At 35.1% G+C, this 23,374-nt stretch carries 13 protein-coding genes; 3 read left to right on the top strand and 10 right to left on the bottom strand.

Features of this window, described 5'->3' with window-relative positions; genetic code table 11:
- Window positions 1–51: 51 nt before the first annotated feature.
- The 3 genes from AC07N0_RS08125 to AC07N0_RS08115 all read right to left on the bottom strand — a co-directional run bounded on the left by AC07N0_RS08125 (window position 52) and on the right by AC07N0_RS08115 (window position 7,911).
- Window positions 52–5,007: a translocation/assembly module TamB domain-containing protein gene (locus AC07N0_RS08125; RefSeq protein ID WP_494588778.1), complete on the bottom strand. Its 4,956-nt coding sequence runs from the start codon at window positions 5,005–5,007 to the stop codon at window positions 52–54.
- 122 nt (window positions 5,008–5,129) lie between these two features.
- The gene (locus AC07N0_RS08120) at window positions 5,130–5,855 is read right to left on the bottom strand and encodes a hypothetical protein (protein ID WP_492802095.1); all 726 of its coding nucleotides are present in this window, start codon (window positions 5,853–5,855) and stop codon (window positions 5,130–5,132) included.
- Window positions 5,856–6,075: 220 nt separating this feature from the next.
- On the bottom strand, window positions 6,076–7,911 hold the full coding sequence (locus AC07N0_RS08115; RefSeq protein WP_494588777.1) for an alpha-amylase family glycosyl hydrolase: 1,836 nt from the start codon (window positions 7,909–7,911) through the stop codon (window positions 6,076–6,078).
- A gap of 271 nt (window positions 7,912–8,182) precedes the next feature.
- Here AC07N0_RS08115 and AC07N0_RS08110 point away from each other — a divergent pair, with 271 nt between their 5' ends.
- Window positions 8,183–8,995 (top strand): tRNA threonylcarbamoyladenosine dehydratase, encoded by an 813-nt coding sequence (locus AC07N0_RS08110; protein ID WP_492802092.1) that lies wholly within the window; start codon window positions 8,183–8,185, stop codon window positions 8,993–8,995.
- 38 nt (window positions 8,996–9,033) lie between these two features.
- On the opposite strand, the gene AC07N0_RS08105 is transcribed toward AC07N0_RS08110, so the two are convergent.
- The 3 genes from AC07N0_RS08105 to AC07N0_RS08095 all read right to left on the bottom strand — a co-directional run bounded on the left by AC07N0_RS08105 (window position 9,034) and on the right by AC07N0_RS08095 (window position 12,020).
- On the bottom strand, window positions 9,034–9,855 hold the full coding sequence (locus AC07N0_RS08105; protein ID WP_494588776.1) for an aminotransferase class IV: 822 nt from the start codon (window positions 9,853–9,855) through the stop codon (window positions 9,034–9,036).
- A gap of 245 nt (window positions 9,856–10,100) precedes the next feature.
- Window positions 10,101–10,832 (bottom strand): proteasome-type protease, encoded by a 732-nt coding sequence (locus AC07N0_RS08100; RefSeq protein WP_492802088.1) that lies wholly within the window; start codon window positions 10,830–10,832, stop codon window positions 10,101–10,103.
- Window positions 10,833–11,024: 192 nt separating this feature from the next.
- Window positions 11,025–12,020, bottom strand: a complete 996-nt coding sequence (locus tag AC07N0_RS08095; RefSeq protein WP_492802086.1) for an alpha-E domain-containing protein — start codon at window positions 12,018–12,020, stop codon at window positions 11,025–11,027.
- A 362-nt stretch (window positions 12,021–12,382) separates the two neighbouring features.
- Here AC07N0_RS08095 and AC07N0_RS08090 point away from each other — a divergent pair, with 362 nt between their 5' ends.
- Complete coding sequence (locus AC07N0_RS08090; protein ID WP_494588775.1) at window positions 12,383–15,088, top strand: TonB-dependent receptor; 2,706 nt, start codon at window positions 12,383–12,385, stop codon at window positions 15,086–15,088.
- Between the two features lie 91 nt (window positions 15,089–15,179).
- Here the strand turns inward: AC07N0_RS08090 and AC07N0_RS08085 are convergent, their stop codons facing one another.
- Together AC07N0_RS08085 and AC07N0_RS08080 are read right to left on the bottom strand one after the other, a co-directional pair.
- Window positions 15,180–16,847 (bottom strand): hypothetical protein, encoded by a 1,668-nt coding sequence (locus tag AC07N0_RS08085; RefSeq protein ID WP_494588774.1) that lies wholly within the window; start codon window positions 16,845–16,847, stop codon window positions 15,180–15,182.
- A gap of 210 nt (window positions 16,848–17,057) precedes the next feature.
- Window positions 17,058–18,137, bottom strand: coding sequence for a hypothetical protein (locus AC07N0_RS08080; protein WP_494588773.1), 1,080 nt, complete (start codon window positions 18,135–18,137; stop codon window positions 17,058–17,060).
- A gap of 331 nt (window positions 18,138–18,468) precedes the next feature.
- Here AC07N0_RS08080 and proS point away from each other — a divergent pair, with 331 nt between their 5' ends.
- A complete protein-coding gene (gene proS, locus AC07N0_RS08075; RefSeq protein WP_492802079.1) occupies window positions 18,469–19,947 on the top strand; it encodes a proline--tRNA ligase in 1,479 nt (492 codons plus the stop codon).
- A 758-nt stretch (window positions 19,948–20,705) separates the two neighbouring features.
- Here the strand turns inward: proS and AC07N0_RS08070 are convergent.
- A complete protein-coding gene (locus AC07N0_RS08070; protein WP_494588772.1) occupies window positions 20,706–21,911 on the bottom strand; it encodes a helix-turn-helix domain-containing protein in 1,206 nt (401 codons plus the stop codon).
- A 200-nt stretch (window positions 21,912–22,111) separates the two neighbouring features.
- Window positions 22,112–23,335 carry a helix-turn-helix domain-containing protein gene (locus AC07N0_RS08065; protein WP_494588771.1) on the bottom strand — a complete coding sequence of 408 codons (1,224 nt, stop codon included), beginning with the start codon at window positions 23,333–23,335 and terminating at the stop codon, window positions 22,112–22,114.
- Between the last annotated feature and the right edge of the window lie 39 nt (window positions 23,336–23,374).

Below are 23,374 nucleotides of genomic sequence, written 5' to 3'. Positions count from 1 at the left end.
ATATATAAATGTGTTATCGTTCATGTTGATTTCCTTATAGAGATAAGCTATTTACTTTTTGGACTTATTAAAAATTTCTTTAAAAGTGCCGTATTCTATCGTTAATGTAAAACCAATACCTGTTTCAACTACAAAGCCATCTAAAACAGACTGGAATTGGTTTTTACGAAAAGCCTTAAAGAGATAACGTCCATCATTTGTCAATTTATAGTTGACTAGAAGGTTATCAAATACTTCTGAAGAGCCTCTACTGATATTCGTTTGATTTTCTAATTCAAAATTTCGCCCAACTTTAATCTGAATCTTATCATTGAAAAATGCTTTAGAAAGTCCAAGACTTAAATCTGTCCTAGCACTTGATTTCCCACCATAAAAATCTTGGGTTGACGATAAATTTACGTCTAAATCAACACCTTTGATTAGGTCAGAAGCCAGCTGATCCAGTTGGTCTGATAGTAACTTACTTACACTTTGACGTGCTAAAGCTTCTGTACCACTACCACCACCACTACTTGAGAAAAAGTCGGATGATTTTTCAGAGAAAAATCTATTCAGAATCAATAAAGCAAATACTTGCTTGTTTACTTCATTGGCATCTAATTTATTCAAACGAGCTTGAATATCGCTGATAACTGTAGTGCTCACTAATTTCTGTGTTTCAGAAGGACGAATCTTGAAAGTAATATCAGGCTTGGTCAAACGTCCAGCCATCGTTAATAATACATCAAACTGAACTTTTTGCCTGAAACGGGCAACATCTTCCGTTTCATTCGACATCAAGTCTAACGGTGCTGTTTCTGTAGTATATATCGCAGTAATATTTACATCTGCATTCATAGGGTCACCAGACCAAATAATGCTACTACCCTTTTGGATTGTAAACTGACGTTTAAGTACCTCAAACGTTAAGCCATAACTTCCTTCTGTAAGGTCGTAAGAACCTAAAATAAATGGTTGTCCGTCTGGGCCTATACCCACATTCAATCGTGCATTTCCTTTTACTTTTAAATTATCTCCATTCAGTTCATCTACTACAATCGTGAATTCAGATTTATCATCTGCTTCTATATTGAGTGACATCTCTGAGAAAAAATCATTTACCGCTGATAACTGGGCAGTATCTTCTTTAGCCAGTGCTTCGTTGTTATGGTCTACAAAAATAACCACCCCTTCGCTTTCACTCTGTTCATCTAAACTGGTTGGTACAATCACAGAAATATTACTGTTTTCCCTAACCTTAATATCTCCTTCAATTTTAGCGGCTGACGAAATTCCTTGGATTGCCAAACGAGCATCTATAAAGCCTGTTCCATAAAAGAAGTCATTATCTTTTCTATTAGAGTTTAATACCATAAAGTTTTTGGTATCAATCGTCAAATCATATTTTACGTTAGGGATATCCGCTAACGAGACAGTACCATCAATTTTCAAAGGTTGATTCAAGGTGTCGCTCATCGTAAACTGCTTAAGGCGAATAGTAGTCCCTTCAAAAAACAATTGCTGTTTATCTACCAAAAATCTACTACCTAGTTGCGAAACATTGAAACCAACATTGTTAAAGCCTAAGTCGCCTACAATCTGTGGATTTGTCGTTGAGCCTTTTATCGTAGCTTGCCCTTGCAACCATCCCTTAGCCTGTTTTAACTGTCCAAAACTAAAGGCTTGTACTGTTTCTGCCCCTAGCTTTCTGATTTCTAACCTCAAATCAAAAGGATTTTCATTGTTGAGGTAGTAATTCCCTGTTATTTGTAAGTCATTATTGGCATTAATTAAGGTAGCTTTGGCAGTTATCTTGTCAGCCGTTTCGTTGAAGACATTGATGTCTAAATTACCAATAGAAGTCTTTTGGAAAAAGAAATCAGTCACTTTCACATCTCCCGTAAATGATGGCGAAACCATATAATTACTTAACAGCACTTTCCCATCAATTTTCCCACTTGCCATTGTAGAATCGGGCACAAAAAGCGTGACAAAATTCTCAATCCTAAAGTTTTCAGCCGTCACATTGATTGGACCGTTCGGCTCGCTAGTTGTACTATTGACTAATAAGCGTTGTTTTTCTTGTTCTATCTGAAAATTATTAATCAACAAGCCCGCTTTGCCATATTGTATAAAACCTGTAGAGTCAACTGACCAATCTTTATAATTTAATTTTAGTCCACCTTTCACTAAGCGAATTTTGTATTGATTATCAGCATTCTGAACCAATCCAGCCACTTCGTTTCTATTCTGGTCGATAGAATCTTTGAAAATAGCTTTAAACGTTGCTGTATTGTTAGCAACAGTTCCATTCAAAAAAGTTTTTCTGAGCCTGAAAGCACTCATTTCTACTCCCGAAAGACCAGCCTGATAAGTCAACGTTTGAACGTTGGCATATACGTTAGCCCTAAAATTTGACACTTTAATGGTGTCATATTCCAGATTAGGTGAAACTAAACTTATCTTCATTACCGTATCAGCCTTGTTATTAAGCATTGCCGATAGACGAACAGTATCTAGTCTAGTTAAGCCTGGCACAAAAGCCTTGAAAAGAGGGTGTTTTACCACTTTTGCCTCAATTGATACATTATAAGGCTCAGTAATGGGCTTATAAGCAATATCAGGAATCGTGAAGTAACGATTGATATTCGTAAGCAAAATATCAGACAACTGTAAATAATTGAAGTTTCCTTTTACGGTAGCCTTTAAAAAAGGTGCTTGAATATCAAAACTTTTTCCTGCTGCGGTATTCTGTGCCGTTACGATGGTATTTTCAATCTTGATTGGCTTTCCATCTTGAAAAAGCGTTGCTTCATGAATCGTGATTTTTCCATTAGGATTATTCGGGTCGGTAGATGGCATATCAACATCTATATTCCCATGAATGCCAATGTTATCAGCATAAAAACCCAATGGTTTTAAATTCAATTCTGCAATTACTATGTTTCCTTGTATGCCCGGAAATTCTTTCGATAAATCAACCTTTGAATCTATTCTTAGCGTAATATTTGGATCAGTTATATGAGCTTTTAACTGAGCAATTTGCTGTGCGATGGTACTTTCGAAAACTAAATTTTTATAATTATATCCTTTTATTTGAGCCTCCTGAATAGTCCCTTGAATAGCAGTATTCATTGTTTTTAGGTCTAATCCTCGGCCTTTTACTTTCGCATTCAGCGTTAGTTTTCCTACGTTTTCTGTTTGCTTGATAAACTTGCCTACGTCAAAAGCTGTCAAGCTCATAGTCCCCTCGTATTGCTGATTTTTATCGGCTGTAATGTTAACCAATCTACCATTAAAGGCAGCGGCTCCCATATCGGTTTTTACTTTGGCATTAATTGCCAAATTCTGGATTTTGCCATTAATAGTCCCTACTAAATTTACCTTGTTAGGCAGTTCAATACTGTTGGGAATGGTATTAGCAGGCGCTAATTTTAGTATATCGCTCTTAGTAAGCGAAACCTCTTTAATATTCAATTTTAACGCAACTTTGTTTACATCTGGTAACCCCGTAATAGTTCCCTGTAAGTTGGCTCTGGCCTGACCAAACCCTGTCAATGAAAACTTACTAATGTTTAAATTATTGACATATCCTGTAGCTAGTCCATCCACTTTCACTAAAGCTTTTTCATTGCCTTTAAAAGGAGGCATTTTGGCAAATTCAGGCATTAATAATAGAATATCCTGAAAAGCAACTTGGCTATTTTTAAGGCTCAATTTTATTTTTGAAGCACCAATATTTTTACTAAATTGGTCAAAAGAAGCATAACTCAACGACACTTCGTCTCTGATAAGCGTATTAGGCGTTTTGATATAGAGTTTTTTCAAAAATGCCTGACGATTGGTATAGGCAAAATCTGTCTGGAATCGTTGGAGTTCAAAACCAGATTTTTCTTTGAATGAACTTGAGTATAACCACCCTGAAATATTATCAGGAGAGAAATAGAAACGCTCTGTGTTCATTTTCAAGTTATTGATTTTTAAATTATTGGGGTCAAGTCCTTTCTTTAAAGCAACTTGATTTTGGTCTTGATATTCAATATTATTCTTATCGAAGATAATTTTATCTACCAATACTTTCCAGTTACTAGGTGCTGTAGTGTCAGCCTTTACAGGGACTTTGGCTTTGTCCTTCTTAGCTTTTTTCAGGAAACTCACTTTAGCGTCTGTATTATATAAATTGACAGATTTTAAATGAACTTGCTCGCCTGCTAAATATACTTTATCTCCCTTCACATTCAAGGAGCCTAATTTTACTGTATTAATTAAGCCTGCACTTTCTTCAACGATTTTCCATTGAAAGTTTTTGGCATCAAATTCTCCAAAAGCTAAATCTAGCGTATCAGATGGTGATGTTGGTTCTGGAATTGATTTTTTAGGTAAAGCCTGATATAATCGTAGCGATAAGTTTCCACCATTTAAAGCTAATTTATCTAAATGATATTGAGAAGTAGTAGGATTTATGTCTTTGAAGGATGTCTCGACATTGTCTAATCTAACCTTAGCATCTATCCCTGTAACATCATCCAGATAGGTTACTCTTACTTTATTAAGTAAAATATTGGTTAAATAATAATCTAAAGGAGTGCTTTTCTTAGCTGTAGTATCTACAGTAATACTGTTGTCAGTGCTTGCAAATGCTTTTAGAACGTAGTTAAAATTAAAGGCTGTATCAGGTAGGGTACGCTTTATGTTTATGTTGATGTTTTCTAATTCAAGCTTATTAATGCTTACTTTATTACGTAATAAGGCAAGCATATCAATATCTATATGAATTTTGTTGCCATAAATTAAGGTATCGTTCTTATCATCAGGCAGGTAGACTCCCTCAAGGGCAATCCAATCTGGAAGACTGTAGCTAATTCTTTTGATAGTAAATGGCTTCTTGAGTTTTTTCTGTAGGTAATAAACTACTTTTTCAGTTAAAAATAGTTCACCGGCGGGTGTTCTGAAATACAAGAATAGACTTATAATAACAAGTACTAAGCTTAGTAAAATAATGCCCGCTATTTTTAAAAATTGTTTCATTATTATTATTTCATATGGTTTAAAGCTAATGCAAATAGGTAATTATTTATCCATGGTATGTGTGTTACAAAAAAATATCAATCCAATCTGTTCAATTGGATTGATATTTACTGTTTAATTGTTTAGCGTTTAAAAGTATTGGCTTCAAAAACTGGGTTAAAAATGAAGACATTCGTCAACTTAACCACTTTTTTATCAATACTACTGTAATAAGTACCTGCTGATGGATATTTTAATCCAAAATCAGATGTTGTATAAACGTTATAATCTTGTGTAATTTCTTCACCAGTAGGCAATTTATATTTAGCCTTAGTAAGAAAATTTGTGATATTATCAAAATACAAATCGTGCTTGATTTCTTTGCCCTTCAACTCAATATGGTGTAATCTTTGGGCTCCGATTACTTCTAAACCTACATACGTAGCGATATATCCTTTTTCTTCATAATTCAAGAATGGTAATAAGAAATCGCCTACTTCTCTCTTCATATTAGACTGTTCTTTTGCACTCAAGTCTTTTACATCATAAATAATGGCCTTATCACGACTTCCTGTCGGGATTTTCAAAAAAGCATCTGATGTACCTGTACCATAAATAAAACTACGTTTCATAATAGTTTTTGTTTTTAGCATAGAATTATCTGGTAATGATGCCTTCACTTCCATGTCATAATCAGTTGCTGCATTGGCAACAAACGATTGTTTTAATGTATAAGTCTTTACTTTCTTCCAAAGTGGCAAACCACCGGTACTTTCATAAAATTTATTGAAGATAGAATCGGGTGATTGTGCAAAAGAATTGATAACAAGAAAACTCATTATCAATGTAATAATGCTTATTTTTTTCATGAGATACGTTTGAAATTAATGTTTTTAACTACTTTTTGTCTATGGAACTCTAAAATACTCAGGTATATTGTTTATATAAACAGTGTTGTCAATTATAAATGAATTTTTTTTCGAGATAAGCAAAATATTAATGTTTTTTTACGGAAAAATATCATTCTTTTTTAAAACAACACAAGGAATGCCGTGACATTCCTTGTGAATATATACCCTCTGCCCACCGCTAGTAATTCATCTTATCCTGAGAAAAAATCAATGCTGTGTATGGTGCAATAGAAATAGATGCATGATGTTGCATTCCGTCATATTCACCTTGCTCTGTACTAATACTGCTAGAATCAAAGTTATCAAAACCTTTATCATAGCCCTCCCAATCGCTGTTAAACCTCAATTTCCATATTCCTTGCTGTGGAAAGCCTATTGAAAAATCTTCATAAGACTTATTAGAAAAATTAAGTACAACAACGGTATTATCACCAGGTCCACCCTTGCTCCAACGCTGAAATACAATAATTTTATGGGTTTCATCAGTTTTAATAATCTGAGTATTCTGCCCTGTTAAGCCTTCTGTATTATCTTCATAATTAAGGCGTAGTTTAATTAAATCACGGTGTAAACTGGTGTAAGCTTTAAACTTCTCGGCTCTACTCCAATCAATAGGGTCAGTGTCCGAAAACCACTTATCTTCTAATAGTTCTTGTCCTTGAAACACCATTGGGATTCCTCCTGCTGTCATTACCAACGCAATGCCTAATGAGGCTCTTTTCTTTGAATACCAATTATTAACATTATCAAAGGCTATTTCTTCCGCTACTCTTGCCTGACCATTAGCTACCTCGTCATGTGATTCTGTATAGACTACTCTTTTAAAAGTATCTCCTGAATATTTATTTAACAGCGCGATACAGACACTTTCTATACTACGGTGTTCGTCTTCTTGCGTAATTAAAATTTTCCTGATTGGATGTACAAAATTGGCATCCCATTGGCTTCCAAAGCCTAAACCACATTCGTTGCCTAAATGGTCGGTGATGGAATCTAATCCGTGTAAATCTTCTGCAATGACAATTTTCCAAGGGAATTTTTCTGCAACTTCTGCATTAATTCTCCTGATTAAACTTAAGCCTTCTTGAATAGTAGTACCTAAATCTTCATTAGCTTTTACACTTCTGATATAAGGCGTCATATCCATTCTGAGTCCATCTACCCTGAATTCTTCAAGCCACATAATGGCATTGTCACGAATATATTGGCGTACTTCTGGTCTGCCATAATCTGGACGAGTATCTCCCCAAGGAGTAGCCGAACGCCAGTCATTGTAGAAATAAATGCCACCTAGTCCATTTTCTTGCCAGCCATCAAACTGCCACATATCCATATCTGTTGGCCCGAAATGATTATAGACTACATCTAAAATTACAGCTATACCACGTTCGTGAGCAGCTTTAACAAATGCCTTGAAGGCATCTGGCCCACCATAGCTTGATTCGATAGCAAATGGATAAGAAGGGTTATAACCCCATGAAAAATCTCCAGGAAATTCAAAAGGAGGCATTACTTCTATCGCATTGATTCCTAGCTGTTGTAGGTAGTCAAGTTTTTCAATTAAGCTATAGAAATCACCAACTTTACCTTTGGCTTTTACATGGTAAGTACCCACATGCAGTTCATAGATAACCAGCTTATTCCAAGTTGGCATTTGAAAATCATCTTCTTCCCAGTCAAAATTATTTTGGTCATATATTATTGAATTCCCTATGGAATTAGTTAGTTTACGAGCATAAGGGTCGTTTCTTTGTAAATCTCCAGAAGGAGTTTTCAAAAAGAATTTATATTCATCTCCGGCTTTCGCACCAAAGACATTACCGCCCCAATAGCCATTTCCTTCATGTTCAAGTGGGAATTCCGATGAATCCCAGTCATTAAATGAGCCAAAAACACTTACTTCTTGAGCATTCGGTGCCCATACTCTAAAAAACACTCCATTTTCGTGAATGATTGCGCCCATTCCGTCAACAAGAATTTTTTCATTCTCTACAATATTATTCTGGCTTCCCATGTTGGTTAATAGTTGAACAAGTTTTGGATATTATTAGTGATATAGTCTTCATATATAAATTTATATGCCAGTTAAATATTTATAAAGTGCGTGAATTTCTTATACAAATTCTACACAAATCCTTAGAACTGTGAATTTTTTTCTACAATTCTATCAAGGATTTCTTTACTTATCTGAAAAATTAATGATAGTTCTGTAATTTTGTCAACTTGGGGAAAATACCCTTTTACAGACTCATAACAACGTAGTTTATGAGCATAATTCTTGAACAATGAGTGATTTAGCTTGGCTTGGCAGAACCAAATTATTAATAGGCGACGAAGGTATTCAGAAGCTACAGAATGCCCATGTATTAGTTGTTGGACTTGGTGGCGTTGGTTCTTTTGCGGCGGAATTTATAGCCCGTTCGGGCGTAGGAACGATGACAATCGTGGATGGTGATGTGGTAGACCCGTCTAATAGAAACAGGCAATTGCCTGCTCTTTCAACAACGCATGGACAGCCCAAAGCTGACTTAATGGAAGAACGCTTATTGGCAATTAACCCCGAATTGAAGTTGACAAGTATTCGTGAGTTTCTTTCACCAGAAGCCGTTGAAGAAATACTAACCAATAATCACTTTGATTACGTGATGGACTGTATCGATTCTATCACTCCGAAATTAACTTTATTAACAACGGCTCATCACAAAAATTTACGCATCGTAAGTTCTATGGGAGCTGGCGGTAAAGTTGACCCTACAAAAATTCGGACAGCCGATTTATTTGATACCCGTGAATGTTATCTGGCTTCCCTTATCCGTAAGCGTTTGCGTAAACTTGGCATTCGGTCGGGAATAAAGGCAGTTTATTCTACAGAAAAAATGATGGAAGAATCATTGATGTTGACTGATGGCTCAAACTTTAAAAAATCTGCCTATGGTACTATTTCTTATATGCCCGCTGCCTTCGGAGGGGTGTGTGCTTCTGTTGTTTTAAGAGACTTACTAGGATTTCCTATCGAGATGGAAAAGAAGTTAAAAGCTTTGGCTAGCAGAGAAAAGAAACAACAAGAATTAGAAAAAAAGAGGAATACGAATAAATAACAAAAAGGCCATTGTCACGATGACAATGGCCTTTTTCTTTATCCAAAATTCTTTTCATGTTCTAAAAACAAATCTTGAAGTTTCTTCGTGATTTTCCCCACTTTGCCTTCACTAAATACTTTGTTATCGGTTTGGGTAATGGCTACAATTCTTTTTGTACTACCAGTCGTAAAAACTTCGTCCGCATCCCAATATTCTTGGGTAGTGAGGTCTCTTTCCTCTACAACAAAATATCTTTTAGCAAAATTAAGAATATGCTTTCTGGTCACACCAAACAATGCTCCGTCTACGGGAGTAATGATTTTTTCGTTTTTAATGATAAAAATATTACTTCTGGATGATTCTGAAATCAACCCGTTTTGATGATACAACACATCGTCGGCACCGTTCTCTTTCATTTTTGATAATGCCCTAATCGGTACAATATAATTCAGCGTTTTTATTTCAGGAATTTCTCTTCTGTATTCAACACTCATCAGTTTCATCCCCACATCAGCGGGCTTAAACTCGAAGGGTTTGCCCATTACGATTAAGTTTGATTGCTCAGCAGGCATATATCCATCAAGAGAATAACCGCCAGTCATCACCATCTTTACGCCTAACAATGCTTGCGGATGTAGGTTAATAATCTCTAAAATGATTTTTTTGAGTTCTTCACGAGAAGCTGGAATAGTTAACCCCATCATTCTTGCAGAGTTTTCGAACCTATCCAGATGGTCTTCAATAAAAATAGGTTTTCCATCAATTGCCCGAAAAAAATCAAAAATACCATACCCTCTTAGCAATCCAAGATCAGTTACATGAATATTTGCCTTTTCTGCGGGAACAATTTGTCCGTTTAAATTAATATACTCTTGCATTTTGTTGTTAATGAAAAGAATTGAAATTTATAACTCATCATCCTTACAGTATGTCGAGTTTTAGTAATATTTAGTTAAAAATATACTCATATTCGAAAATTAATGAAAGATGGATTTAAAAAAAACCGATGGATTAGGAATAACCCAAGGTTATAAGGGAAGGAGAATACATGAAGATTAGCTTGGAAGTTGGATAAATTACAAGGCTTGATATTGCTGAATAATACCAAGCCTCGAATTATCTATTAAACTTCACAGCTTTTTTCTAAAATATTTTGTAGCCATTCATTAGGCAAATTATCAACAGATTCTTTCAACAATGCATTCCATTTTTTGGTCACATCGCTCATATCATCTTTCGTTAGTCTATGTTCAATTACATTGAAACTATCTTTTTGATAAACGATTACATCAATTGGGTAATCAACATCACTGGCACTTACTTGGGTAGCATCAAATGATAAGAAACCTAGTTTAAGGGCATCCTCCAAGGATGTTTCATAAGATAAAGTACGGTTTAACAATGGTTTTCCGTAATTTGAATTACCAATGATTTGGTATTTCAATCCTTCGTTAATTTCTATCCAATTGCCTTCTGGAAAAATCAAAAACAATTTATGTTCGTCATCATGAGGCATTTGTCCCCCCACGATTGAATGTAAATTGAAATTATACCCTTCTGATTTCAACATTGCTTTATCTTCTTCAGCAACTTTCCTAATCATATCTCCAAAAGCATTTACAGCTTCAAACATATAATCAAACTTACAGCCTTTTTCTTCGGTGAGTCTATTAAAATAAATCACAGATTTATCACGGATTGATCTTAATCCAGCTGTCATTATAAAAAGAGAATGGTTACCTACTTCGTGGATAGATACCTTTTTGTTGGAGTAAACCTCCGTTCCAGCAGTAATTCTAGTATCTGCAATAGCTACTAAACCGCCACGCACTTTAATCCCTAAACAATATGTCATTTGCACAGTCGATAATTTATTCGAATCACTGGCTCAATCAAGTGTTTTTATACTAAAACAGGCAATTGTTAAATTGCGGGTTTAATCGTACAAAATCAGTTATATATGAAACCAATCATTCCAGCCTTTTTGTAAAAAGTGGTTATATAGTTATAAGTAAAAATAACTAACATACAAAAGTAAAAAAACTACTTATTGTTGTACCATATTTAGGGTAATTTCTTCGTTGATTACTGGTTTTAAATCAAAATAGGTTTGAAAGATTGCTTTACCTACTGCATTATTTTTTTGTTGAAATTCATCAAGATACTGATGTAAACCTGTGTCAAAAATATCTTTGATTTCGGTGAACTCTACTTCCGAACGTAACTTACTCAAGGCTTTCTCGGCTTGGTTTGAATAAGACGCCGTAATGGCTGTTCCAGATATTTCATATAATGATAATTCAGCCTGACGAATACAGTGCATTACTGAACGTGGGAATTTTTTATCAAGCAATAAGAAATCAACAATAGCCGAGGGGTTCATTACCTGATATTGCTGACGAAACATATTGTAGGCACTTACAGATTTTAATACCGACGACCAAAGCATTAAATCGAGCGGAGAACCTACGGCTCCAATTTCTGGTAAAAGTGTAAAGTATTTTACATCCAAAAATCTTGTTGTTTTATCAGCACGCTCAATCAGTCTGCCTAAACGCCCAAAGTGCCAAGCCTCGCCTCTGGTAATAGTAGAATCGACAATTCCATAAAACAACTGGCTACCAGTTTTGATATTTTCCAAGAATCCTTGATACCTTGCTAACTCCCACGACTTACTTTCGGCAGCGGCATCTTTTACCGTCCAATAAATTTGATTGACATACTCCCACATTTCACGAGAAATACTTTCGCGAATAGTTCTTGCATTCTCACGGGCTTCAAGCAAACAGGATAGAATCGAGTTTGGATTTTTTACATCAAAAGCCATGAAATACAAAACATTTTCACGAGTTGGGGCATCATAGTGTTTCTGGAAGATAAAATTATCTGCCGTAGCAACAATCAGCGGCTCCCACTGTTCAGGTACGTCAGGAGGTAAGTCAAGTGCTAAATTGAAGTTTACCGAAATAAAACGGGCATAATTATCGGCACGTTCGATGTACCGATTCATCCAATAGATAGAATTTGCTACTCTGCTAAGCATACATTTGGGTTTAATACGTTAATGGGAAATTCTAAAAACAATTTCGCTTCTCAACAAATGAATATGTGATAATTTAGAAAGAAAAATTAACGTTTTCTTGACGTTTACCTATTCATAAAATTAGAATAAAAATCTATTTAATCAACACCTTATCGGTGATTTTAGCAAGTTAAAATTGATTAAAATCATTCACTCTTTTTTTAGTCATATTTTTCCTTGAAAAATAATTATTCTGCATTTTAGACGTAAATAAATTAAAAATAAGTGATACACAATAATATTTTTTTTATGCTATATTGCAAATAGTTATTTAACTTTTTGTTAAAATAACCAAATTAATATTAATCTTTTCTAAAAAACACATGAAAAAAATTTTTCTGCTTGTAATCCTTGCGGTGCTTGGATTTAAGGGGCAAATCTATGCCCAAGACAAAACGATTACTGGTAAAGTAACAGACGCTAAAGATGGTATAGCCCTAGCTGGAGCTTCTATCGTAGTAAAGGGTACTAAACTTGGAACGGTTGCAACTAGTACAGGAGAATTTACATTAAAAGTACCTACTTCTGTAACTACGCTAACGGTTTCATTTATTGGTTACATAACTCAGGAAGTACCCGTGGGTACAGGTGTTTTAAAGGTGGCTCTTGTCGCTTCTACTAATCAGTTAGATGAAATTGTCATCTCTACTGGTAGTAGAAACTCTAAAAGAACGATGACTGATACGCCCCTACCCCTTGATATCCTCTCTGCTGCTGATTTGAAGTCTACGGGCCAAACATCATTCGACAAAGCCCTTCAGTATCGTGTGCCATCTTTCAACACAGTCAACACTCCTGTAAACGATGCTACGTCATTGCTTGACCCTTACGAAATCCGTAACATGGGCCCTAGCCGTACCTTAATCTTGATTAATGGTAAACGTAAAAACACAAGTGCTTTGATGTACATTCAGACTTCGCCTGGTCGTGGTGAATCTGGTGCCGACATTTCTGCTATTCCTCAACAGGCGATTAAACGTGTGGAGATTTTACGTGATGGGGCTTCTGCACAATATGGTTCAGATGCCATTGCAGGTGTAATGAACATTATCTTAAAAGATAAATTTGATTATGGCTCGGCTACGTTAACGATGGGAGTTACTGGTAAAGGAGATGGAAAACACATCGGCTTTGCGGTGAACAATGGTTCTAATTTTGAAAAAGGATATATCAACTATACCATTGATTTTAGCCGTACTACTTTGGCTAATCGTCCGGGTGTAGTGAGTGCTGATGCTGAAGCTGATGCAAGTCTTGGTTTTGATGCCCCTTTGGCACAAGTTAAGAGCTTCTTAGCCATTAAACCAGATGCAGGTAACATCAACGGTCAGCCAGAAAATACTGCAGCTAAATTCTTGGTAAATGGTGGATATTCAGTAGGTGAAAAAGCTGAGTTTTATTATACCGCTGCTTATGTTTATAAAAGAGTAAACAGCTTTGCCAACTATCGTACGCCTTATTGGAGACCTACTGATAACGGACTATTAACACCTGCTGGTCAAGCATATCTTGGTTATGTACCTACTTTCCAAGGAGATTTGAATGACTATACTGCTACGATAGGTGTTAAAAGTGAAACTAATGGCTGGAAAACAGATTTAAGCTTTACAACGGGTGGTAACAAACAATTGTACACTGTTTCGAATACAGTAAACCGTAGTTTAGGCAAGAATTCTCCAACTTATTTCAAGCCAGGTGGATATGAGTTTAGCCATAACGTTGGAAACATTGATATTTCAAAACAAGTAAGTGATAAACTAAGTCTTTCTTTTGGTTCAGAATTCCGTGCTGAAACCTTTACTGTTTTTGTAGGTGATACTTCTTCTTATGTAGGTACGGGTGCTGATTCATTCCCTGGAACAACGCCTAACAATGCTGGTTCAAACAGCCGTTTTAACTTTGGTGGATATATTGACGTAGCTTATGATTTCACTGATAAATTCTTGGTAAATGGAACGTTACGTTCTGAACACTATAGTGATTTTGGTGATGCTACTGTTTACAAAATCAGTTCACGTTATAAAATAAGCGATCAAATTACATTGCGTGGTTCGTATTCTACGGGCTTCCGTGCACCATTATTGCACCAAATCTATCAACAACAAGCTCAGGCTAGTTTTGTACCAGGACAAGGTATTCAAACAAAAGGAGTTGTTAATAACGTAAGCCCACAAGCTTTTGCATTGGGTGTACCAAAATTAACGCCTGAAAAATCGACTAACTTTACGCTTGGTTTAGGCTTAAATCCTACTAAAAACCTAAGTGTTACTTTTGACTATTACAACATTAAAGTTAAAGATCGTATCGTATTAGGTTCTGAAATTTCAGGTACTTCGGCTGGGAATACGGCTTTAGATAATATCTTGACATCTAATGGTATCGTTGCGGTAAGTTTCTTTGCTAACGCATTGAATACTACTACTTCTGGTCTTGATTTCGTGGTTTCTCAGAAAAACCTTGAATTAGGAATGGGTAAATTGGGTATCAATTTAGCAGGTAACTATACATTCGTAAACGAATACACTTCTATCAACAACCCTAAGGTAATTGCTGATGCAGGTAAATCTATTTTTGATAGAACGCAAGATGCTTTGTTATTCTCATCTCGTCCAAAATATAAAGTGATTCTTGGCTTCGATTATTTAATCAAAGGAATAAGCTTCAACTTAAACAATACGTTGTTCGGAAAAACACATTTCCACCAAAATGGTTTGGATGCTGATACAGATACTGAATTTACGCCAGCAGTAGTGTCAGATTTATCAGTTAGTGTTCCTTTCTCTTCAAAAGTTACTTTTACATTTAATGTAAACAACATTTTGAACATAATGCCTGAATGGGATTTTGTAGATGTTAAAACAGGTGCTAAAACACGTTATGATGTAAATAACAATGTACCATCTGCTAAATACTATGAACAATATAATTTGATTACTTTCAACGGTCGTTATTCAAATGTTACTTATGATGGTTCGCAATTCAGCCAATTAGGTACCATTTTTAATGCAAGTTTGAATGTTAAATTTTAAGAATGCTTAGTTACACAAAAAGCCAGTTGCTCATTGAGCGACTGGCTTTTTTTATGACAAACCTCAAAAGTATGCTTGTAACGTGGATAGCCTAGAAGAAAATACCAAAGCTAACTACGCCCTTCACATAACTATTACTAATAATGGCAGAGCTATAATCTGCTGTATTATTTAATACGTATGGACTATAAGCTTGTTGCGTTTTTGCATAAAGTCCCGTCAAATCGACATAAAAATCACCTGTTCTAATCCCAATACCTGATGAGTAAATTAGCGTAGAACGATTGACTGCATTAGAGCCTTGGTCATAATTAAATGAGTATGGGTTAGGTTGGTAATTTACCCCTGCTCTCAAACTTAACAACCCTAATCTGTATTCTCCACCTACTTTTACATTAAACACATTCTTTAAATCACCTTGTACCTTTTGAGTATAGTAATTCAAATCATCAGCAAGGTATTGGTCATTGGCAGTAGTACTCATTTTTGTACCGCCATAAGCTAGGTATTCTACATCAGCAGAAATGAAACCTTTTTTAGCAAAGAAAATCGCCGCTCCTATATTTAATTTTAGGGGAGTTCTGAGTTGGTAATTATCACTAAACGGAGTAGTATTCAACGTAGGCACTCCTGTTAAATACCGAGAACCATTTTTTTCAAGAATTCCATATCCTAATTGTTTCAAACGATTAACAGTACTCACCGTAGCATTATCAGTTCCGTTGGGCAATTCGATACCAACATTAGGTTGACCTGCATTCGCACTGTTTACATTTGCTTGTAAGCTAGAGCTCAATGTCTCATCGATGTCATACCATGTAGGCGTTGTAATTGATGCTCCAAAACGAATCATTTCGTTCGGTTTTACGATTGCCCCAAATGTCAAATTAATTCCACTTCCGCTTGTTGAATAGAATTTAGATTGAGTCATTCCATTAAAAGCAGTATTATCAATATACTGTTCGTTGTATTGCGAGCGTGTTTCGTATCTAAAGCTTGGAATGCCTAAAGAAAATCCAATATAGGTTTTTTCATTAGGAGTACCTCCATAAGCAATTGTCCATTGGCTTGAACGCCCTGTCGACTCAAAAGAATATTTTTGGTTCGATTGTAGAGAACGTTCTGTAACCTGATAGCTTGTATTACCCTGAGCATCTGTAACTGGGCCAATTAAGAACGACCAGTTATAAAGGTGTCTGGTTAAATCAAAATTGGGCGCTTGAGACAAAGCATTCACAAAGTCGCTCGAGCCTAAATTATAATCACTCACTTCTCTGTTTACCTGATTAGCAAAAGCATCTGCAATAGAGCTTACATTGTTTCTTCCAGCAAACTGAATATTATTATAAAAAGTATTTTGTCGAGAGTAATTAATTGACCACGACCCTCGCCATCCCTCTTTATACTGAGGCTGACTACCCCCAAATACTACACCGATATTGGCAATATTGAAATTGGTTTCGTTCGCTTTGGTATTTACATTAATATAATTTGAAGTGTTTGAAGTGCTTTGGTAAGCTGGCGTAAAATTGAACTCTGAACGCGTATAAAAGCCTAAGCCCGCTGGATTACCTATGGCCGAACTAATGTCTGCTCCTAGGGCTGCATGAGTGCCTCCTAAGGCCTGAAAACGTGCTGATCCTGTGGGAGCTGTTTGGCTAAATAATTTTGCTAAAGCGTCGAAGTTATTGTCTTGGGCATTTGCAGATACAATTGATAATATCGAAAATGCAGAAATTAGACGAATAGGGATTTTCATATCTAATAAATTTTAAATAATGTTATGGGTTTATTGAATAAACACAACATTGTTAGCCTGTGAGCAAAGCAATTTGTAATTTAGACTAAGACATTCAAAACACCAAATGCCCTCATTTGTTTTTAAAGAATCTTTACAAGAAAACGTTAAAAAGCCTCACAAAGTACTTCTCTGTGAGGCTTATTGTTTATATTAAAATTTTGAATATTTTTAACGTGGACCACGTGAGCCGCTTGAGCTAGATCCTCCGCCACCACCGCCACTACTTGAGCCACCGCTAGATGAACCACCCCACGATGAACTTGTAGTTGTTCTGCTGCTATTGTTGGTCGATGAATTGTTGTTAGACCAATTCCAAGCGTTATTATTAGTAGTGCTGCTACGATTAGTAGTAGTATTAGTGCCATTAGTACTATAAGCAGAAGTTGTTCTTTGTGGGCGAGAATAATATCCATCGCTACCATTCGAGTAGCTAGAATTTGTTCTTGCACCTCTTTGGCTACCAGTAGCTGTACTTCCGTTATTGAAGTTACCATTATAAGCCGACTGTGAATAATTATCACGAGTACGTTTTACAGGAGCTGTATATCCGCCGTTTGAGTAACCACCATTCGCACCAGTAACCACCGAACCATAGCCATAATTATTATATACATAAGTATTACCATAGTAACCTCTACCACCGTAATAATTGTACCCCCAAGGGTCGTAATAGCTGCTGTAACCAAATGGACTGTAGGCGTATGAATTGTAACCCCAAGGACTGTAACCAAAAGGACTATAGCCAAAAGCAAAGCTAGAATAAGAACCATATCCCCAACGGCTACTACCCCACGAATCGTAGGCATAAGGAGAATAATATGGACTATAACCGTATGGGCTCCAAGTATTATATCCATAACCAAGACCAAACGAAATACCTGGGTTTGTATACCAGTTATTTACACCATAACTGTTGTAGTTATTGTAATTGCTATATGGTGTTTGGTTTTGATAATAGCTACGAGAATTCATCCAGTTCTGTGAATAGTATTCATCAGTACTTTGCGAAGTATTGTCGTTTCCTCTATATTCTGGGTTACGTGTAGCATATTCTTCTTCATTTTGAGAAGCATAGAGACTTTCTCGGCTAAGTAATGAAGCAGGACGAGCGTCACTAGCAGAAGCGTAGAGATCATCATAGACCCCAGAAGAAGACGATTTGGCGACTTGCTTTGGAGAGCTACATCCCCAAACGGCACTTACCAGCACTATGGCTGAGAAGAGTTTGATGGATTTTAGAGTGTTCATGTTCTTGTATCGTTTAAGATTCTTGTTAATGATTTGGTAGATGATTTAATTGCTAAATACTGGAAAACCAGACCAGAAATTAAAATCAAGAAACAATCGGCTTAATTTTTGTGTCAAACTTACAACAAAAACTTATCTTTGCAACAAGTTATTCACGTCATTAACAAAATTATTTCTTGGAAAGTTGCAATATAAAATATTGATACTGAGATTATAATTTATAAAGTCTGCTATTTATAGGTATGACAATTTATAAAACCATTACCCCTATCTAAAGAACGTAAATAATGATTATTAATTATTTTATTTTTTAATTACCAATTTATACGAAATGAGCAAAAGCCTACCAAAACGTAGCGAAAATTATTCTGAGTGGTATAACGAACTCGTGAAAAGGGCTGATTTAGCCGAAAACTCTGCCGTCCGTGGTTGCATGGTAATAAAACCTTATGGCTATTCTATCTGGGAAAAAATGCAACGTGCTTTAGACGATATGTTTAAAGAGACTGGTCATACAAATGCTTATTTCCCCTTGTTTGTTCCAAAAAGTTTGTTTGAAGCTGAAGAGAAAAATGCAGAAGGATTTGCCAAAGAATGTGCCGTTGTAACGCATTATCGTTTAAAAAATAATCCTGATAAGCCAGGAAAATTAATGGTTGACCCTGAAGCTAAACTTGAGGAAGAACTCATCGTTCGTCCTACTAGTGAGGCGATTATCTGGAGTACTTATAAAAACTGGATTCAGTCATACCGCGATTTACCTTTACTAATTAACCAATGGGCAAACGTAGTTCGTTGGGAAATGCGTACACGCTTGTTTCTACGTACGGCTGAGTTCCTGTGGCAAGAAGGGCATACTGCTCATGCTACGAAGGAAGAAGCAATAGCCGAAACAGAGCAAATGCTACACGTTTATGCCACTTTTGCCGAAGAATTTATGGCTGTGCCAGTAATTCGTGGTAAAAAGTCTGCTAACGAGCGTTTTGCAGGGGCAGAAGACACGTATTGCATAGAAGCCATGATGCAAGACGGCAAGGCTTTACAGGCAGGTACATCACACTTTTTAGGACAAAACTTTGCCAAAGCTTTTGATGTAAAGTTTGTGTCTAAAGAAAACAAACAAGATTATGTTTGGGGTACCTCTTGGGGCGTTTCAACTCGTTTGATGGGTGCTTTGATTATGGCTCATTCAGATGACGAAGGGTTGATACTTCCTCCAAAATTAGCGCCTATTCAAGTAGTGATTGTGCCTATTTTTAAAGGCGAAGAACAATTGAATTTAATTTCTGAAACGATTTTGCCAATTGTAGCTGAATTGAAGAAAAAAGGCATTTCTGTTAAGTTTGACCATTCTGATAAACAGTCGCCTGGCTTTAAATTTGCAGAATATGAACTAAAAGGAGTTCCTGTAAGGCTAGCGATTGGTGCAAGAGATTTAGCGAACGGAACAGTAGAAGTAGCTCGTAGAGATACCAAAGAGAAAAAGACCTACGCTATTGCTGACATTGTAGAAACGGTAAGTAATTTGCTAGAAGATATTCAAGTAAACATTTATCAAAGAGCATTAACTTTCAGGGCTGAAAATACCCATAAGGTTGATACGTGGGATGAATTCACTAAAATTTTAGAAGAAAACCCTGGGTTTATTGCAGCACACTGGGATGGTACTTCTGAGACAGAGGAGAAAATTAAAGAACTAACCAAAGCCACTATTCGCTGTATTCCTTTGGATGCCGTGGAAGAGGAAGGTAAATGTATTCTGACGGGTAATCCTTCTACTAAAAGAGTGATTTTTGCTAAATCGTACTAGAATCATTTAGTCTTAAAATAACAAGCCCTCTGTTTTAAAAAACGGAGGGCTTTTTTTCTTAGACGGACTGTTTTTGTTTCGTATAGTAGTTGTATGAACAAATGTTTAATGTGGCGTAAAACTAGGTGTTCTTAGGTGTTTTTTAAGCTTTTGCTGATTCATTGTAAGCCTTTGATGTGAAATTGTTCTCAACATTCTTACCTTAATTCTTACTTTTAAAGCCATAGTTTCAGACTTGAGAGTATTTCTTCCTCTCAAAAGTTCCTCAGTAATATTAACCGCAAGGATTTCAACTGCTTCGATATCTAAAGTGGTTATAGTGCTTAACATAGACAGTAAATCATTATTAAGGAAAGATGTATCTGTTCAAAATATTAATCAAAAGGCATCGAAAAAAATTATGGGTTGGGTATGTTAGTAATATGTTAGGTCAATTTTATTAATGGTTAGCTAAATTCTCTTTAAGTTCGGGTAAAGCAAGGAAGCAAAGGAAGTAGTAGTTAACATTGGGTAAATATACCGTTACAAATATTGAGAGAACTAGCGTCAATATGTCAACGTTTGGGTTCTATTTTAGTAGTATTTTAGAAAAAAGAACCAATTTTTGGCTTTTTGGAGAAGATTTGAGGTTTTTTAAGCACTTTTTAATGCTTTTTTGAGCTAATAAAGACAAATAATACTACTACCGAAAAAATATATTTTATCTTCCGAGGGTAGTATAATTATTATCTTTCTCATAAAATGCTCGAGATTGAAGATTAGTTTTTAATTTCTTCCATATATTCAATAGGCGTTTTTCCTGTGTGTAACCTAAACACTCTATAAAAATTACTCTTCGTAGAAAAGCCCGCTTCGTGGTATAATTGATCAATTGTATACTTTTTAAGAATACCATTTTTTAATAATTGGATGGCATAGTTTACCCTCCACTCATTTTTATAATCTGAGAATTTTTTTAAAAGATGATAATTAAAGTAATAACTAAGATGGTGTATGGGAATGTTTAAAGTTTCTGATAATTCGATGATAGTAAAGTTATCGTTTAGGTAAGGTTTATCTTGTAAAAAGTAGGTTTCAATAATCGTATTAATTTCAGCTAACCGAGCGTCATCTAGTTTAAAGTTAGGTTTGTTAGGTTTCTCTATTTTAACCTCCGCCAATTTGTCTTCAATAAAAAACTCTTCGCCCTCATCTGAAATTCCGTACAAAATTTTGGGGAAAAAGAATATTGACACATTTAATAAAAAATAGATGAAAATTGCGTAGTCCATTAAGTCATTCATGAACAACCCAGCGTTTAATGAAATGTCAAAATTATGGGTAACTAAAAGTGATAATGTTACTAATGTAATTGTTAAAACAATGCTGAGTATTGAAAACACCCATAGCCACCTAAGTGTGGTAGGGAAAATAGTTTTTTGACGCGAGTGCCCTTTAAAATACTTATAGAGCAGATGTATTTGTGCAATGCATATCGTAAAATTAAAAATGGGTCTTAAAACAAAATAAAATTGGAAGTTGAAGAAATAAGTTGGTGCGTATACGAATATATTATTGATATCTTGGGTAATAAGCTTTGCTATTTTAAGCTTTTCATCCATAGGAGCAATAATGGATGGGAAAGTATCTATTAAACTTACAAGTGCGGGTAAGATTATCAGAAAATCCCACTTAGTAAAACTTATTTTTTTTAAAAGCATAAATTTTACATACCAATAAGCAAACGGACGAACAAGCAATGACAATGGAATAATAATGCCATATAACAAAGCAACAAAAAAATCATTCTTATTCTTTAAAGTACTTAAATAATACAAAGCAAAAATACCCATTGAAAGGAAATGAAGGGATAAAAAGATATTTGCTTTGTTTTTATTTTTTAAATAGGGAAAGCTGAATACTCCCACAATTATGCCGATAACGTACACAATTCTGATAACTTCAGATTTAAAATATTCTAGCATAACACATTTGTTAACTTAATATCGAATATATCTCTTAATCAAGAAAGAAGAAATAGGTCTTAAGTATATTAAAATATTGCAATTTAACACAATTTAATTTCAATAAATAACTTGTCTTGAAGGGTACGTCAGCAGTTGGGACTGTAAAATAAATACTTTTGGACGAATATTTATAATTACTTTGTAGGAATGAAGGAAATTCAGGCATTAATTTCTTCCAGAAATTCAATAGGAGTTTTACCAGTATGTAACCGAAATACACGATAGAAGTTGCTTTTTGTAGAAAAGCCTGCTTCATGGTATAGTTGCTCGATAGTATACTTTTTCAAAATACCCTCTTTCAATAACTGAATGGCATAATTTATTCTACATTCGTTCTTGAAGTCTGAGAATTTTTTTAACAGATGATAATTAAAGTAATAGCTAAGGTGGTGTATCGGAATATCTAAAGATTCCGAAAGCTTGTTAATCGTAAAGCTATCATCCAGATAAGGTTTTTCTTGAATAAAATACTCTTGAATCATTATCTCTATTTCTGATACCCTAGCTTCTTCTAATTTAAACGATGGTTTTATTTGCTCTTCTACTTTGTTATTTACAATGATTTCTGGTCTAAATGTAAAAGAAGTATTGGTTTCTGGTTCTGCCGATAAGCCATATAGCATTCTTGGGAATAAGAATACTGAAATATTTAAACACAAGAAAAGGGAATTAGAAATATTCATAAATACGAGCGTTCCATCATAAGTTAGCTTACTGTGATGGTCAAGGGTATTGATAGATAGAGAAACTACAGATAATGCTAGCGTTAAGGTAGCACCAATTAACGAAAAAGTCCAAAGCCAATTATAGGTGGTAGGATAATCGATTTTTTGCTGTGGGTTATTTTTAAAATATTTATAAAGCATCGCTAATTCTGCAAAAGAAATAGCCAAGCTAAACAAAGGTCTAAAATTAAAATGAAATTTAGGCGTGCTAAAATACGTGACGGGGTATCTAAATATATTATTTTGATCCTCCATAAGCAGATAAGCTAATCTGATTTTATTATCGAAGGATGTCAATAAATAAGGCATTACATCAAACACATAAAGTACTGCGGGTAGTATTAAAAGATAATCCCATTTCTTAAATTCGATTTTCTTAGTAAGCATAGACCTGACATATATATAAGAAACAGGTCTGAACAAATATACTAACGGAGCTGTAGTGGCATATAATAATGCAACAATTTTAGGATTTCCATTATTCAAAAGATTATAATGCAATAGCGCATAAATACCTGAAATAAGGAAATATAACGACAGGAAGATATTAGATTTATTTTTACTTTTTAGATAAGGAAAGGTTATTAATGCAATGATAATACCAATCGCAGACAGGTTTTTGCATATTTCATTTATTAAGTAATCGAGATTATGCATGTTAAATTATCAGAAATCCTGTCAGATTAAAAAGAATTC

It is taken from the genome of Arcicella sp. GW821-FHT09D11 (assembly GCF_059416265.1).
This window is presented reverse-complemented; position numbering and strand designations above follow the sequence as displayed.